This window comes from Sphaerotilus sp. (assembly GCF_041083715.1).
In the GTDB taxonomy this organism is placed as follows: Bacteria; Pseudomonadota; Gammaproteobacteria; order Burkholderiales; family Burkholderiaceae_C; genus Sphaerotilus.
This window is the reverse complement of the sequence record NZ_JBFPGY010000226.1, coordinates 1-15,580: the sequence shown is the minus strand read 5'-3', so window position 1 is coordinate 15,580 and position 15,580 is coordinate 1. Positions and strand designations below refer to the sequence as shown.

Here is a 15,580-nt window from a genome sequence, read left to right as displayed (position 1 = left end):
AATGAGCACACTGCGCGTCCTGCTGGTCGATGACGAGGCGCTGTCGCGCCTGCGCCTGCGCACGTTGCTGGCCGACTGCGTCGACCCGGCCTGTACCGTGGTCGGCGAAGCGGCCACGGCCACCGCGGCGCTGCACTGGCTGACGCTGCACCAGGCGGATGTCGTGCTGCTTGACATCCACATGCCGGGCATGGACGGGCTGCAGCTCGCCGAGCGCCTGCGTGGCTGGCCGCGGGCGCCGGCCGTCATTTTCATCACGGCACATGCCGAACACGCGTTGGCGGCGTTCGAGGTCGAGGCGGTGGACTATCTGACCAAGCCGGTGCGGCGACTGCGGCTGCAGGCGGCGCTGTTGCGGGTGGCCCAGCGGCTGCACGTTCCGGTGGCCACAGCACCGGCACCACTGGACGCACTGCCGGCCATCCCCGTGATCGTGGTGCATGAGCGGGGCGAATTGCTGCGGGTGCCGCTGGCCGAGGTGCTCTACCTCAAGGCGGAGCAGAAGTACGTGACGCTGCGCACTGCGCGGCGGGCCCTGCTGCTGGACGAGTCGCTGGCGGAGCTGGAGGGGCGCATGGGCGACCGCTTCCTGCGCATCCACCGCAACGCGCTGGTGGCACGGCATGCGGTGGTCGCGCTGGAGCGCCGCGACGGCGATGACACGGCGGAAGGCTGGGTTGTCCGCATCGCGCCGACCGACGAATGGCTGGCGGTGTCGCGCCGCCAGCTGGCCGCGGTGCGCGACATGCTGGCGGCCGAGGGGCTCTGAGGCCCCGCGCGCAAGGGTTCGACGGCTCAGCGTTCCACGGCACCGAGGTCGATCTTGCTGCCCGTGACGGTACGGGCCACCGGAGACAGGCTCGATCCGAGCTGGTAGGTCACCCCGTAGGCGGCCGCGGCTGCCGGAGCGGCCTGACCGGCATCGACGATGGCGCTGCCGGCCAGCGGCGTGAACGTCGCTGCGTCGAAGGGCATGGTGCTGCCGGTCAGCAGGTTGGCCGTGCCCTTGACTTGGCCCTTCAGCGTATTCCACTGCGTGGTGTCGGTCCAGCCGGTGCGGATCCAGTTGACGCCGAGGTTCAGGATGCCGTCCGAGGTGTAGGTCGGCGACAGCGAGTCGTTCTCGGCCTGGCGCATGTTCAGCTCCGTCACCGTGCTGTCGAACCAGAACACGTTGTTCCAGGCCTCCACGGTTTCCGCCGTGGTCGAGATCTGGAAGATGCGTGCGCCGCTGCCGGTGCCGTAGACCGTGTTGTTGAAGAAGTACAGCGTGCCCTTGCGGAACAGCGACTCACCCCAGTTGGCACCTGCCGGCGCACCGAAGTGGTCACCGCCGTAGTGGAAGAAGCTGCCGTCGTCGCCGTTCTTCTTGATCTGGTTGCCGTAGACGAAGCTGGTGCGGTAGGCCGGGGTGGCGAGGGCGGTGATGGGGAAGTCTTCGGCTTCGACCATGTCGATGGCATGGGCGCCGCCGTCGAAGCGGTTGTAGCGCACGACCATGCCCGCCGAGCGGTCCTTGGCTGCGTTGCCCAGCGAGCCGGCGCGCAGGGGCCCGTAGCGGTTGAACTCGATCACCATGCCCACGCTCTGCGTGTAGGTGGTGTGCATGTGGTCGTCCCCGACGATGCCGTGGCCCCACAGGTAATTGCCGGCGATGCGGATGTCGCGGGTCACGGCGAAATCCCCGTCGTCGCTGGACTTGGTGAAGATGCCCATCTGGCAGTCGCTGATCTCGTTGTCGGCGATCAGGATGTTGTGGCCGCGGTCCACCCAGATGCAGGCGCCGAAGGGGTCGTAGGTCTTGGTGGCGCCGGCTGCGTTCTTGAAGCTGTAGTTGGGGTGACCGGCCCGGATGTTCAGCCCGTCGATCGAGATCCAGCTCGGATAGTCCGTGTAGGTGCCGCTCGCATTGGCCTTGATGGCGATGATGGTGCGGCCCTGGTGGATGTCGCGCGTTTCAGTCGTGTTGCCGTAGGCGTTCCCCAGGGCAGCCCGGGTGGTGGCGCCGTTGCCCTCGATGATCGGACGTTCGTTGTTCGGCCCGCGGACACCGCAGATCCGCACCGGCGCAGCCTGTGTGCCGGAGGCGGCGACCATGAACTTGCCTTTGTATGGCGTGGCTGCATAGAAGATGCGGACGGTGTCGCCGGCCTTCAGGGCTTCCCACGGCACCGCGTCGAGCGAGGTGTAGGCCTTGCCGGGGCCGACCTGGTAGTCGATGCCCTTGCCGGACGCGGCACACGCTGTCAGTGCCAGACCGTCGGCCGGCGGGGCCGGCGTCGGGGCGGCCACGGGTGTCGGGCTGGGTGCGGCAACTGGTGCGGGTGCCGGGGATGCGACCGGCGAGGGGCTGGGCGAGGCCACGGGTGATGGTGACGGGGCGGGGGTTGGTGCTCCGCTCACACTGAGCGCCGTGCCGGAGTCTCCCCCGCCGCAGGCTGTGAGCCCACTGGCCAGCGTCAGGCAGGTTGCCATCCACAAGGTGCGCACATGCGCTGTTTTGATCTGGTCCATCGGGTCCTTCTTCTGGGTTGCTGCAGGGAGGGAGCCGAAGATAGGTGGACCCTGGAACAGGGCGCGTAAGCAATTTTCTTTACTGTAACGGCCCATGCGACGCAACATAAATTCGCACTTCGGGTTGTTTTTGTCATTTCCTCACTTTTCCGGCGCGACAGAAAAATCGGATTTCAGGCCCGGACTGTGTGCTGTTTCACGCCGGCCGGGGCCGGTGTGGAGCAGGCTGCAAGCACCGGTCACAAGGCGTAGCTGGCGATCCAGATGGCCTCGGGTCCGGATCGCCGCATCTCCACACCTCCCGTTGCAGACGAAGGGTGTTTGCATCGTCTGAGCGGCCGCCGCGCAAGGGGATTCAGCGATGTTCGAATGCCCCCAAGTCCATCGCCCGACCGCTCTGGATCCGACGCACGATGCCCGCCGGTTCGGCAAACTGGTAGCCGACGGGTGGCAGACCGGCGGCGTTGTCGGCCAGGTCCGTGCCGGCAGCCCCCGTGCGGGGGCGCAGGTCCGGGCCAAGGCCTGGTGCGGGCTGACTCAGGAGCTTGCCCTTGATGGCGACCTTGACCTGCGAGGTCGGCGCGGCTTCGGCCCAGTCGCGGCTGATCCAGTTGGTGCCGTTGAATTCGATCGTGCCGCCCTCGTGGCCGACGCGCATCTGTGTCGTGCCCTGGTTGATGAACAGGTTGGATTGGGCGTCGACCTTCTGCTGCGCGGTCGGCATGTCGAACAGCGCCATGTACCAGGCCTGCGCCTGCGTGCTGTTGTGCAGCACGGTGTTGTTGTAGAAGTGCAGCGTGCCCTGGCGGAAGTAGCGCTCGTCGTTGTCGCCGCCCCAGTGGATCAGCTTGACCGAGGCGTAGCCAGGGTTGCGGAAGTCGTTGACGATCAGGTTGCCGTAGACCCAGGCCTGCGGGTAGAGCGGATCCTTGAGGATCTGTCGCACGCCGCCTTCGATTTCCACGAGGTCGATGGCGCGTGCGGCCGCCACGATGTGGTTGAAGCGAACGACCGTGCCGCTGGAGCGGTCCTTCATCGACGAGCCCTTGGCACCGGGGATGAGCTGGCCGATGTAGTTGCCCTCGTAGAGCGCGCGGGCGGTCTGCACGTAGAGGTTGTGCTCGAACCAGCTTCCGACGTTGCCGTTGTCCCAGATCCGGTTGTGGCGGATGAAGACGTTGCGGCTGGCCTCGTCCTCGGACTTGCTGTTGACGAAGACGCCGTTGCCGTTGCGGGTGATCTCGCAGTTCTCGATCGCCAGGTCTTCCACGACGATGGCGTAGATGCCGGCGGCGCCGCCGGAGAAGGTGCCGATGCTGCCGTCCTGGGCGGTGTAGCGGTTGTCCTTGTGGGCGCCGGTGATTTTGAGGTTCTCGATGCGGATGTGCTTCGGCCGGCTGCCCCAGGCCTGGTCGCGCGACTTGTAGATGAAGACCAGGCCCAGTGCCTCGCTGTACTGCTTGCTGAAGAAACCCGCTGCGGCGGCATCGCGGGCGGTGACGGCATTCTGGCCGCTGATGACCGGACGGTTGCACTTGGCGTCGGTCACGCCGTGGATGACCACGGGCGCGTCGGCCGTGCCTTGCGCGCGTATGCCGATCTTGGTGCGGTACGGCTCGGCGCGGTGGTAGATGTTGACCACATCCCCGGCACGCAGCGACAGCCAGGGCACATCGGTCAGTTCCGCGATCGCCTGGCCGGGGCCGACGTGGTAGGTGGTACCGCGACCGGTCAGCGGTTTCGAGCAACCGTCGGCACTGGCTGGCTCCTGCGGGGCGGGGGGCCAGGCGGTGTCGACCGTGGGCGGCGGGGTGTCGCCAGGCTTGCCTGGCGTGACCGGCGTGGCCGGCATTTCCGGCGCAGGTGCTCCCAGGTCACCGAGGAACTGGCCCGACTCGCTGCTCGGGCCGCCGGTGGTCTGCACACCGCTGTTCGAGGACGGAACGATCACGCGTTGCGCGTGGCCCGGCACGGTCAGCAGCGACAGGCTGATGGCCAGGGTCCAGGCTGCGTGGCGGGCAGCGGTCGGGCGGCATGGGGACATGGGCGTACTCCTGGGCAGGCGACGCTGCCGAATGGCGGCAGTCTCTCAAACGGAAGGTGGCTGCGCTAGCATGCGCGCCATTCCAGACAGCCCGATTCTCGCCATGAGACTGATGCACATTGTTGATTCTCTCGAATTCGGAGGCCTCGAACGGGTGGTCACCGATCTGGCGATCGAGCAGAAACGCCGAGGCGACACGGTCAGTGTGTTCAGCCTGCTGCACACCGAGGGCCTGAAGCCCGAACTCGAAGCCGCTGGCATCGAAGTCCTCGTCGGGGGCAAGCGCGACGGCCTGGATCTGCCGCTGATCGGCCGGCTGCGCCGCGCCATCGCCGAGCGCGGCATCGAGGTGATCCACGCCCACAACTTCGTGCCGAACTACCACGCCGCCGCGGCGCTGTGGGGACGCTGGCGCCGCCCGACGCTGGTCTGCAGCCTGCACGACATGGGGCTGCGTCTCGATCGCGAGCCACGGCTCAAGCGCTTCTTCACCTGGGCGATCGGACGCACGCAGGGCTATGCGATGGTTGGCTCGCAGGTCCACGACCGCTACGTCGGCAGCGGCATGGTCCGCGCCGACCACGCCACCACGGTGCTCAACGGCATCCCGGTCGACCGCTTCCGCTGGACGCCGGAGCGCCGCCGGATCGCGCGCGAACGCCTGGGCGTGCCGCAGGACGCGCTCCTGATCGGCGCGGTCGGGCGGCAGGTGGGGCTGAAGAACCACGCGCTCCTGATCGAGCTGATGCCGGCGTTGCTGGCGCGCCATCCGTCGCTGCGGCTGGCGCTGGTCGGCAGCGGTCCGCTGGAAGCCACGCTGCGCACGCAGGCGCAGGCCGCCGGACTGGGTGACCGTGTGATCCTGACGGGGCAGCGCCGCGACGTCTCCGATCTGACGCCCGGCTTCGACATCTTCGCGATGCCGTCGCTGACCGAAGGGCTGTCGATCGCGCTGCTGGAGGCCTGCGCGACACGGCTGGCCATCGTCGCGACGGCCGTGGGCGGCAATCCGGAGATCGTGCGCGACGGGCAGAGCGGTCTGCTGGTGCCCCCCTGCGAAGGGCCGCCGCTGCTGCAGGCGCTCGACGGGCTGCTGGCCGATGCCCTGCTGCGCGAGCAGCTTGGCCAGGCCGCTTGCGACTGGGTGCACGAACACGGTTCGCTCGACACCCTGTTCAACGCCTTCCGGACGTTCTACGAAACCGCACAGCGGCGCTGATCTGGATCAATTCCGGGTCATCTCCCGTGTAAAGCCATGCAAATGCGTGGAGGTTTGGTTTCTTATTGAAAACGATTCTTGTTTAGAATGGAAACATGACACACGCCCCCCTCCTTCTGTCCCTGCGCGATCTGCCCCTGCGGGTCAGCGCCTGCATCGCGGCCGTGGTGCCGCGTTCGGCCGATGACCAGATCGCACAGCGGCTGGAAGAGCTGGGTTTCGTGCCTGGCGAGCGGGTGCGGGTCATCGCCCACGGGCCGCTGGGAGGCGAGCCGATCGCGGTGCAGCTTGGCTTCACCAGGTTCGCGCTGCGGCGGGCCGAGGCCGAGCGGGTGATGCTCAACGGTTCGTCGGTGAAGTCGCCGGCCATGGGCGGCGGCCAGCCATGAGTGCCGCCGCCGCATCGAACGATCCCACGGCCCACCTCGCGCTGGTCGGCAATCCCAACTGCGGCAAGACTGCGCTGTTCAACCGCCTGACCGGCAGCCGCCAGAAGGTTGCCAACTACACCGGTGTCACGGTCGAGCGCAAGGAGGGCCGCTTCGTCGGGCCGTCCGGCCGGAAGTTCCGCATCCTGGACCTGCCCGGCGCCTACAGCCTGCAGCCCAAGAGTCCGGACGAGGCCGTGACCCGCGCGGTGTGCCTGGGCGAGCTGGCCAGCGAGCCGCTGCCAGATGTGCTGATCGCCGTCGTCTCGGCCACCAACCTCCGGCTGCACCTGCGGTTCGCGCTGGAGGTGCGGGCGCTGGGTCGACCGATGGTGCTGGTGCTCAACATGATGGACGAGGCGCGCCGCCTGGGCATGCAGATCGACCGTGCTGCGCTGAGCCGGGAGCTGGGCGTGCCGGTGGTCGAGGCGATTGCCGTGCAGCACGACGGCGCGCAGGCGCTGGTCGAACTGCTGGACGCCGGCCCGCCCGCCGCGCCGACGATCGCCACCCCCGCCGACCTGCATGCCGAGACCTCGCGTCTGCTGGCCGGTACGGTCACCTTCAACGACACCGTGAGCCTGCGCGACGAGCGGCTGGATGCCGTGCTGCTGCACCCGGTCTGGGGGCCGCTGGTGCTGGCGGCGCTGCTGTTCCTGATGTTCCAGGCGGTGTTCTCGTGGGCCGGGCCGCTGATGGAAGGCATCAAGGCGGGCATGGAGTGGCTCACCGGGCTGGTCAACAGCGTCCTGCCCGAAGGTCCGTTGCGGGGGTTGCTGACCGATGGCGTGATCGCCGGAGCGGGTGGCGTGCTGGTGTTCCTGCCGCAGATCCTGATCCTGTTCCTGTTCATCCTTGCGCTGGAGGAATCGGGGTACCTGCCGCGTGCGGCCTTCCTGCTCGACCGGATGATGGTCGGCGCAGGGTTGTCGGGGCGCTCGTTCATTCCGCTGCTGTCGAGCTTCGCCTGTGCGGTGCCGGGCATCATGGCCACGCGCAGCATCCAGCACCCGCGTGACCGCCTCGTCACCATCCTCGTGGCGCCGCTGATGACGTGCTCGGCCCGGCTGCCGGTCTATGCGCTGCTGATCGGTGCCTTCATCCCGGAGACGACCGTGGGTGGCGTGTTCAATCTGCAGGGGCTGGTGCTGTTCGCGCTGTACGTGGCGGGCATCGCCAGCGCGGTGGCGGTGTCGATGGTGCTCAAGCGCTGGTTCTCGGGCCAGCGCGACACCGAGCAGCCGCTGCTGCTGGAGCTGCCGGCCTACCGGCTGCCGAATCCACGCGACCTGGCGATCGGCCTGCTGGAGCGGGCGCGCATCTTCATCCGCCGTGTGGGCACCATCATCCTGTCGCTGACGGTGCTGCTGTGGGGGCTGGGCAGTTTTCCGGCGCCGCCGGAAGGCGCCACGGCGGCCGCGATCACCTACAGCTTTGCCGGCATGATCGGCCATGCGCTGGAAGTCGTCTTCGCGCCGCTGGGCTTCAACTGGCAGATCTGCATCGCCCTGGTGCCGGGCATGGCGGCGCGCGAGGTGGTCGTCGGCGCGCTGGCCACCGTGTATGCGCTGTCCGACACCCGCGAAGCCGCCACCCAGCAGCTCGCCGGCCTGATCGGCGCGCAGTGGGGCTTGCCGACGGCGCTGTCGCTGCTGGCGTGGTTCGTGTTCGCGCCGCAGTGCATCTCGACGCTGGCCGTCATCCGCCGCGAGACCAATTCGGCGCGCACGATGTGGCTGTCGGCGGCCTACCTGACCACGCTGGCCTATGGCGCGGCCTTCCTGACCTTCCACATCGCCAAGGCCCTGACATGAGCGCTCCGACCCTGTACGCCGCTTTCGAAGCCACCGTGATCGCCGCAACCTGTGGCTGGGCCTTGTGGCACACCGCCACGCGCGTGCTCAAGCTGAAGCTCGGGCGCCGCGCGGTGGTGCCTGCAGGGGGATGCGGCAGCGGCTGTGGAGGGTGCAGCGCGTCACCGGATGCCGGCAGCGCCTGTGGCCGCGCCAACCCGGAGCGGGTCAGCGTGGTGGCTGCGCCTTCAACCAGGCGTACGTCCGGCTGAGTCCTTCGGTGGTCGGTACACGCTGGGTCCAGCCGATGCGCTTGAGGCCCTCGTTGCTGTAGCGGATCGGCGTGTACATCGACCGGACGACGTAGGGCGTGAAGACCGCGGGCATCTGGCCCTTGGACTTCCGGTTGTACGCGACCAGTTTCTTCGACACCCACAGGAACACCCCGAACGACAGCGGGATGACGCGCATCTTCTGCACGTTCTTCAGGTAGCCGTCGAGGTACTGGCGGCAGGTCGGGATGTGGTCGTCGGTGACGGCAAACGCGCTGCCGCTCGGCGCATGGACCGCCGCCCGCGCCACCGCATCGGCGCAGTTCTCGACATAGGTCAGCGGCAGCAGCGCGCCGTTGCCCAGGCTCGCGAACAGCCCCATTGCCTTCAGACCGACCCGCGGCGACAGTGCGCCACCACCCGGCCCGTAGATCACACCGGGGCGCAGGATCACCGTCTCGAAGCCGTACTGCGCCGCGAACTCCATGAACATGTGTTCCTGGCGCGTCTTGGCGTAGCCGTAGGGGCCCTTGTCCACGCCGACCGGCTCGATCGGCGTCTGCTCGCCCAGCGTGTCGCCCGGCTTCATCGCGTCGGTCTTGTAGACCGCGAACGAGCTGATCAGCACGATGCGCCGGATGCCGGTCTTGCCGCAGGCCTCGAACACGTTGCGGCTGCCCATGACGGTGTTGGCGAACATGTCGGCCGCCGCGCCCTTCATGCCGGCCGCCGCATGGATCACGCAGTCCACACCCTGCAGCATCGCGTCGAACGAGCCGCGTGCGAGCAGGTTGGCCGCAGCCGTCTCGATCTGCGCCTGCGGGAATTCCTTGACCAGCGACTCGATGAAGCCGGCCGGGGCCTTGTTGCGGAAATGCAGCCGCAAGTCGTTCTGACCTTGCATCAGCAGGCTGCGGGCGATCTGCTTGCCGAGGAAACCGCCGGCGCCGGTGACGAGGATCTTCATGCGATCTCCTTCGCGCTGTCGTTGCGGTTCTGCTCGGCCATGCAGGCGTCCACGCCTTCGACGATCTGGTCGATCACGCGGCACACGCGCAGGATCTGCTCGGGCGGGATCGGGTCCGGTCCCTTGCCTTCGACGGCGTCGTAGAAGCGGTCCAGCAGCACGCGCATGCACTGGAAGTAGTGGAACTCGTACTTGCGGAAGCGCGTGATGTTGCGGCGGCCGTTGGCGGCGAGCTGCTTGGCCTGCGTCCACGCCATGAACTGGCGGCCCAGCGCGCTCGGCGCCGACCAGCGCGAGGCCTGGATCAGCGTGCGCGCGGTGTAGTCGAGTTCGACCGAATCGTTCGTGCCGACCACCTTCAGCGTGTGCGGCACGGGGCGGCCGTGGGCGCTGACGTTGCCGCTGACGGTGACACCGCCGCTGCGCAGGATGAAACGCAGCTCGTCGGGCATCGCGTCCACGATGGCCGAGCCGGTCGGGCCGCGGCGGCGGAAGGCCAGTACGCGGGTGTCGATCTCGTCGCCGAGGAAGGGGATGACCTTGGCCAGCACGTGGTCGAGCACGTTGTGGAACAGCTTGCCCGGCAGGCGATGCACCCAGTGGCCCGGGTCGGTCATCACGGCCAGCCCGTAGTCGCCGGCGAGGTTGTAGCCGTAGTTGGTGTCGAGGTGGACGATCTCGCCGAGCGTCCCCTTCTTGACCAGTTCTTCCAGCTCCAGCCCCGGCGTCTCGTAGTTGTAGAGGTAGTTCACCCCTGCCTTGCGCCCGGCCTGCTCGGCCAGCGCCAGGATCTCGCGTGTCTGCGCGGCAGTCAGCGCGAACGGCTTTTCCATGAACACATGGCAGCCGGCGGCGAACGCCATCTTCGCGAGGAAGAGGTGTGAGTCCGGCGGTGTGGCGATGTGGACGACGTCCAGCCGCTCCTTGGCGAACATCTCGGCGGCGTCGTCGTAGCGGCCGGGGATCTTCATCCGCACGGCCAGTTGCTCGGCCATCAGCGGCTCGCGGTCGCACACGGCGACCACCTCGCCGCGCCCGATGGCGCGGATCTGTTCGACGTGGCCGTCGGCAATCTTGCCGCAGCCAATGATTCCTACCCTCAACACGGCATGCACTCCCGGTGGTTCTTCAATTCGTCAGATTCAGCGGCTCGTGCGTCCCCAGCTTCCGCTGGCCCGCCCGGTCGAAAAACGCCAGGACGCCACCAGGAACGCCCAGTTCAGCGCGAACAGGAAGGCCGCCAGCTTGACCAGCGTCGGCAGCTTCACGCCGCGTGTCGTCAGCCGCCAGCCGGCCCAGGCCAGCACGTAGCTCGCCGCCTGCGCCAGCGAATAGAGGGCCCAGCCCGGCGACTGTTGCCGCACGGCCAGCGCGACCGAGGCCGCCAGCGCGAGCAGCAGCAGGTGCGGGGCGGTCCAGCGCAGCACCTTGTGCGAGACGTAGGCGAAGGCGGTGGCCAGCGAGGTGCGCGTCAGGTACTGGGGATGGCGTGCCAGCGCCTGGAAATTGCCGATGCCGATGCGGATGCGGCGCTTGACCTCTTCGCCGATCTGCTCGGGCGTGTCTTCCTCGGCCCAGGCCTTCGGCTCGTAGACGAGGCGGTGGCCAGCGGCCGACACGTTCATGGCGACGCAGAAATCGTCGCAGATCGTGTCCGGGCGCAGCGGCTGCCAGAGGGCGCTGCGGATCGCGTAGATGGCCCCGTTGGCACCAAGCAGTGCGCCGATGCGGGCCTCGAAGAACTTCAGGAACTGCTCGATGCGCCAGTACAGGCTGTCCTGGTTGTCGCCGCCCGCGTTGCCGAGCAGGCGCAGCTCGCCGGTGACGCCACCCACCTTCGAATCCTGGAAACGCGCCACCAGCCGCTTCAGCGCGCTGCGCTCGAAGTAGGTGTTGGCGTCCGAGAACACGATGATCGGCTCGACCGTGCGCGACACCAGGTCGTTCAGCACGCTGGCCTTGCCGCGGTTGACCTCGAAGGGCAGGGCGACGACCCGCGGCTCGTCCGTGAACTGCGCCATCAGCTCGGCCGTGCGGTCTCGGCTGCCGTCGGAGCCGATGTAGGCGCGCAGCTTGTCCGCCGGGTAATCGAGTTCCAGCAGATTCTCGATGCGCGAGACGATGTGCGTCTCTTCGTTGTACGCGGAGATGACGATGGCGACTGGCGGCCAGTCCGGCTCGGTCTCGGTGTGGCCGGCGTCGATGCGGCGGTCGCGCTTGCGGAAGACGAACCCGACGTCGCGCAGCCCCTGGACCACCGCTCCGACGACGAACAGCACGACCGGGTAGAGCGCGTAGGAATAGAGGGCCGCGACAACACCCCCGATGGCGACGATGGCCAGCAGCGTGTGCAGCACGGGGTCAGCCCTTCGCTGCTGCGTTCACGGTGTCGCGGTAGCCCGGACGTGGAATCACCAGATCGCGGTACTGGCCCGGCTCGCCCGGCAGACCCTGCTCGGCGGCCTTGACGATGTTGTACATCTCGCGGGCGCTGACGTAGTGCAGCTTCCAGTCCTTGCCGTCGTTGTACTTGGCGTGCAGGTGCTCGTAGCACTGGCGCATCGGCGCGCCGAGCAGCGTGTCCATGTCACGCTCCTGCGTGCCGTGGGTGTGGATCTTGACGAAGATCCATTCCGGTCTGCCTTCCACGTGGATGCCCGTCTCGATCCAGGTGTCCACGCGGTCTGGCGTCGGCGGGCAGCTGGTGCGGATGTCGGAGTTCTCGATGCGCGGGATGATGCCGAACTTGCGGTCCGTCCACTTGAAGCCCAGCGGTCCCTGGATCAGCATCAGATCGCCCGAAGGCTGGCCGCCGACCTTCACGCGCACGCCGGTGTCGTGCGACTTGCAGGCGTGCGGGTCGTCCGTGGCGTAGTAGATCTGGTTGATGGTCGAGGTCTGGCACGGATCGGGCGACGCCGGGAAGGTGTAGTCGACGTAGCAGCCTTCTTCGCGCAGCACGATCAGCTCGTTGTTCACGCCGCAGCCGTAGCCATCCGGGTGCGAATTGTCGAGCGCCCAGTTGCCGTGGATGAAGGCCCAGCGGGGCTGTTTCGTCACCGGATCGACGGGCAGCGCATCGTGGCGATCGACCAGCAGTTGCGTGAAGCGGCGCAGCTTTTCGCGCAGGCCGGCTTCGGTGTCCTTGTCGTGGTGCAGGTGGATCTCGATCTCGCCCAGTCCCATGCGGCAGATTTCCACCAGCGGGTCGAGGTGCTCGGGGCGGTATTCCTCTTCAGGATAGAAGAAGCTGTGGATCGGTCCGCGGCCGTCGGCGTCCTTGAACGGTGCGCACAGGGCGGGGTATTCCTGGTGCCAGCGGGCCACGCGCCTGCACTCGGTGGCGTAGTCCGGCCGCTTCCACATCGGTTCGTAATGGTCGACGAAACAGAACATCACGTGCTTCGTCACCCCGGCCGGGGCGGGGGCGCGCCAGTCCTGTTTCAGGTAACTGGCCAGCCAGGTCTGGATGTTGCGCTGGCGGATGAACAGCGCCACGACGCCAGCGATGGCCGCAAGCAGGACGAGAAGGACAAGCACGACACTCATCGGAGCCTTTTGAGTTGTGGAGGTCAGCCAGCGCTCTGGCCAGTCCGTGGTGTACAGGCGGGAGCCCAGTGCGAAAACAGGTGCCGGATCGCCTGGAAAACGGACCGGCCGAACTCTAGCATCGCCCGGTTGTCCGGGAAGACCCTGTAAAGCTGAAACTCAGTGAGCACCGCCCATGTTGTGAGAGAACACGAAGGCTCTTACTGCAAAAATTGTGAAAGCCATCATCAACAGCGTACTTTTCACCCACTTGACGTCATGGGTGCGCTGGTAGGCCACGGAATCCCTCCCGGACATGGCGGGAGATTGCGTGGCGCAATACCAGGAAGAAACGCACAGAGCGAGGAGAAAGTACAGCACGGGTTGATAGGTGCGTGACAGAAACCATGCACAAACCAGAAAACCCACCAGCGAGTTGCGCAGCAACGCGACCATCTGGCGGTGCGGGTTGCGACTCGGCATGCAATCGATCACGGAACTGAGGCTTTTGAAGGTCAGCACGATCATGCCGATCCAGAGGAAATATCCCACCAGGCCCAATTCGGCAAAACACAGCACGAAGGAATTGTGGGCGGTCAGCGGATTGTGGTCGGTGAAATTTCCATATCCGATGCCGAAAACCGGGCGCCATTTCAGCAATTCCAGTCCGACCGACCAAGCCTCGATGCGGTCGGCCGCCGATTGCTCCTGCGACGAGATGGCCCGGCCGCCGATGGCACTGGCTGCGATGAAGCCCGTGCCGCCAAGGGCCATCAGCACCGTGGTGCGGGTGGTGCCCAGCCATTCGCGTACGGTGAAGAACAGCAGCGAGGCCGCACCCAGCATGGCGCCGCGCGATTGGCTCAGGAAAATGCCGTAGCCCATCACGGCGCCCGGTGCAAGCACGAAGAGCAGATTGCGCAGGTGCTTGCCGGCCCGCCAGGCCGCCCACAGCAGTGGCAGGCACATCACCAAGACCTGCGAGAAGTCGTTCGGATCGCTCAGGAAGCCTTGGCCGCGCACCCGCCAGAGGTACCAGCCCGAGGTGTCCTGGGCAGGAATTTCGGACGCGGAAGAGGGTGGCGCGCGGCTCGGATCATCGTCCTCGTGGCTTGGGGCTGTCTGGCGCAGCACCAGCTGCGTCGCGTACTGGCCGGTATGAAAGGCCTGGATGCCGAAACCCGCCGCGAACAGCATGGACAGCACGACCGCCGCACAGGTCTTCTTCAGGCGCTCCAGACTGGTCACGTTCAGCGCGACCAGCAGGAACAGCATCGACGAGGTGCTGAAATCGTTCATCGCGGTGAAGGCGCCGCCGGCCCAGCCGTTGAACAGCAGCGACAGACCCAGCGTCAGCATGAATCCGAACAGCAACTTGAAATCGATGGCCCGGGCGGCCACCTGCTTGCGCACGATCGCGCGGCCGGCCGCCAGCACAAACCCCAGCGTCCAGAGCACCAGCATGGGCCTGAGTTCCGCAATTTCAGGCGCAAACAATTCGATCGGCCGGAAAAAGCTCAGGAACACATACAACAGGAATACCGCGAAGCTCATTGTCGATGACCGATGTTCTGGCGCAAAGGCTCGATCGTACCGGCTTATGCGTGCCAACCGCGTGACGAACACCCGTCAGACAGGGGAGTCGCCTTAATCTGGAATTACTTGGTACCGAGTGCTGTTGCACAAACATCGAAGCTGTGTCGTCTGCCTCTCTGTGCCGGAGTGTGGCCCGCGTACCATCACGGCCGCGTGAATACGGAAAACCAACCCCCTCCATGAACAAGCCTGCTGTCCTCCCTCCCTTGCGCCGTGTGCTGTACCACCACCGTACCCAGGGCAAGGCCGTCGAAGGCGTCCATATCCGCGGCATCACCGACGCGCTGCGCGCCGAAGGGGTGACCGTCGACATCATTTCGCTGCCGGGCGCCGACCCGTATGCGAGCCCCAAGGCGCTGAGTCCGACCAAGCAGGCGCGCCCGTGGATGAAGTGGGTCACCAGCCTGCCGGAGCCGCTGTTCGAGCTGGTCGAGCTGGCCTACAACGCGGTGTCCGGCTGGCGCATCCGCGAGTACCTGAACGCCCACAAGGACGTGGACCTGATCTACGAGCGCTACTCCCTGTACATGTTCGTCGCGGTGGTGATCGGGCGTGCCCGCAAGATCCCGGTGATCCTGGAGGTCAACGACTCGGCCACCGTCTACCGTGTGCGCCCGCTGTTCTTCCTGAAGCTGGCGACGGTGATCGAGCGCTGGGTGTTCCGCCGGGCCAACGGGCTGGTGTTCGTGTCGGGTGCGTTCCGCGACCGGGTGGCCACGGCGCACGGCCGCATCGCGCCATCGCTGGTCTCGCACAACGCAGCCAACATCGACAAGTTCAGCTTCACGCCGCAACAGCGCGCCGAGACCCGGGCCAAGTGGGGCTTGCTGGATGGGCAGGTGGTCTGCGGCTACCTGGGCGCCTTCGTGCCGTGGCACGCCATCGATCAGTTCGTCTACAAGATCGCCGACCGCCTGAAGGCCAATCCGCACCTGAAGCTGTTGCTGGTCGGCGACGGCGCGACCTTCCCGACCGTCCAGGAGTTCGTGACCAAGCATGGCCTGGCGCAGCAGGTGATCCTGACCGGCCGCGTCTCGCACGACGAGGTGCCGGGGCTGCTGGCCGCGATGGACATGGCCGTGCTGCCGAGTGCCGGCGACTACACCTCACCGGTCAAGCTGTTCGAGTTCATGGCCTGCGGCATCGCGCCGATCGCGCCGGACTTCGTACCGATCAAGGAAGTGGTCCAGGAGAACGAGACGGGCTGGCTGTTCAAGGC

At 66.9% G+C, this 15,580-nt stretch carries 13 protein-coding genes; 6 read left to right on the top strand and 7 right to left on the bottom strand.

What is annotated here, in order from left to right:
* Position 1: 1 nt before the first annotated feature.
* Entirely contained in the window at positions 2 to 769 is a 768-nt protein-coding gene (locus tag AB3X43_RS09970; protein ID WP_369429692.1) for a LytR/AlgR family response regulator transcription factor, read from the top strand.
* Between the two features lie 26 nt (positions 770 to 795).
* Here AB3X43_RS09970 and AB3X43_RS09965 read toward each other — a convergent pair whose 3' ends face one another.
* Positions 796 to 2,292 carry a right-handed parallel beta-helix repeat-containing protein gene (locus tag AB3X43_RS09965; RefSeq protein ID WP_369429691.1) on the bottom strand — a complete coding sequence of 499 codons (1,497 nt, stop codon included), beginning with the start codon at positions 2,290 to 2,292 and terminating at the stop codon, positions 796 to 798.
* A gap of 577 nt (positions 2,293 to 2,869) precedes the next feature.
* Entirely contained in the window at positions 2,870 to 4,558 is a 1,689-nt protein-coding gene (locus AB3X43_RS09960) for a right-handed parallel beta-helix repeat-containing protein (protein WP_369429690.1), read from the bottom strand.
* 112 nt (positions 4,559 to 4,670) lie between these two features.
* On the opposite strand from AB3X43_RS09960, the gene AB3X43_RS09955 reads away from it, so the two are divergent.
* The 4 genes from AB3X43_RS09955 (at position 4,671) to AB3X43_RS09940 (ending at position 8,270) form a co-directional block, all read left to right on the top strand.
* Positions 4,671 to 5,777, top strand: a complete 1,107-nt coding sequence (locus AB3X43_RS09955) for a glycosyltransferase (protein ID WP_369429689.1) — start codon at positions 4,671 to 4,673, stop codon at positions 5,775 to 5,777.
* Positions 5,778 to 5,872: 95 nt separating this feature from the next.
* Positions 5,873 to 6,166, top strand: a complete 294-nt coding sequence (locus AB3X43_RS09950; RefSeq protein ID WP_369429688.1) for a FeoA family protein — start codon at positions 5,873 to 5,875, stop codon at positions 6,164 to 6,166.
* The gene (gene feoB, locus AB3X43_RS09945; RefSeq protein WP_369429687.1) at positions 6,163 to 8,019 is read left to right on the top strand and encodes a ferrous iron transporter B; all 1,857 of its coding nucleotides are present in this window, start codon (positions 6,163 to 6,165) and stop codon (positions 8,017 to 8,019) included. The genes AB3X43_RS09950 and feoB overlap by 4 nt, the downstream gene beginning before the upstream one ends.
* On the top strand, positions 8,016 to 8,270 hold the full coding sequence (locus tag AB3X43_RS09940) for a hypothetical protein (RefSeq protein ID WP_369429686.1): 255 nt from the start codon (positions 8,016 to 8,018) through the stop codon (positions 8,268 to 8,270). Before feoB ends, AB3X43_RS09940 begins: the two co-directional genes overlap by 4 nt.
* Here AB3X43_RS09940 and AB3X43_RS09935 read toward each other — a convergent pair.
* The 5 genes from AB3X43_RS09935 to AB3X43_RS09915 all read right to left on the bottom strand — a co-directional run bounded on the left by AB3X43_RS09935 (position 8,227) and on the right by AB3X43_RS09915 (position 14,319).
* Positions 8,227 to 9,237, bottom strand: coding sequence for an NAD-dependent epimerase/dehydratase family protein (locus tag AB3X43_RS09935; protein ID WP_369429685.1), 1,011 nt, complete (start codon positions 9,235 to 9,237; stop codon positions 8,227 to 8,229). The two genes, AB3X43_RS09940 and AB3X43_RS09935, sit on opposite strands and share 44 nt — an antisense overlap.
* Positions 9,234 to 10,343, bottom strand: a complete 1,110-nt coding sequence (locus AB3X43_RS09930; protein WP_369429684.1) for a Gfo/Idh/MocA family protein — start codon at positions 10,341 to 10,343, stop codon at positions 9,234 to 9,236. Before AB3X43_RS09930 ends, AB3X43_RS09935 begins: the two co-directional genes overlap by 4 nt.
* Before the next feature lie 36 nt (positions 10,344 to 10,379).
* Positions 10,380 to 11,594: a glycosyltransferase family 2 protein gene (locus tag AB3X43_RS09925; protein WP_369429683.1), complete on the bottom strand. Its 1,215-nt coding sequence runs from the start codon at positions 11,592 to 11,594 to the stop codon at positions 10,380 to 10,382.
* A gap of 4 nt (positions 11,595 to 11,598) precedes the next feature.
* The gene (locus tag AB3X43_RS09920; protein WP_369429682.1) at positions 11,599 to 12,777 is read right to left on the bottom strand and encodes a hypothetical protein; all 1,179 of its coding nucleotides are present in this window, start codon (positions 12,775 to 12,777) and stop codon (positions 11,599 to 11,601) included.
* A gap of 168 nt (positions 12,778 to 12,945) precedes the next feature.
* Positions 12,946 to 14,319, bottom strand: coding sequence for an O-antigen ligase family protein (locus AB3X43_RS09915; RefSeq protein ID WP_369429681.1), 1,374 nt, complete (start codon positions 14,317 to 14,319; stop codon positions 12,946 to 12,948).
* A 221-nt stretch (positions 14,320 to 14,540) separates the two neighbouring features.
* Here AB3X43_RS09915 and AB3X43_RS09910 point away from each other — a divergent pair.
* The coding region (locus AB3X43_RS09910) for a glycosyltransferase (RefSeq protein WP_369429680.1) at positions 14,541 to 15,580 on the top strand (1,040 nt) is incomplete at its 3' end.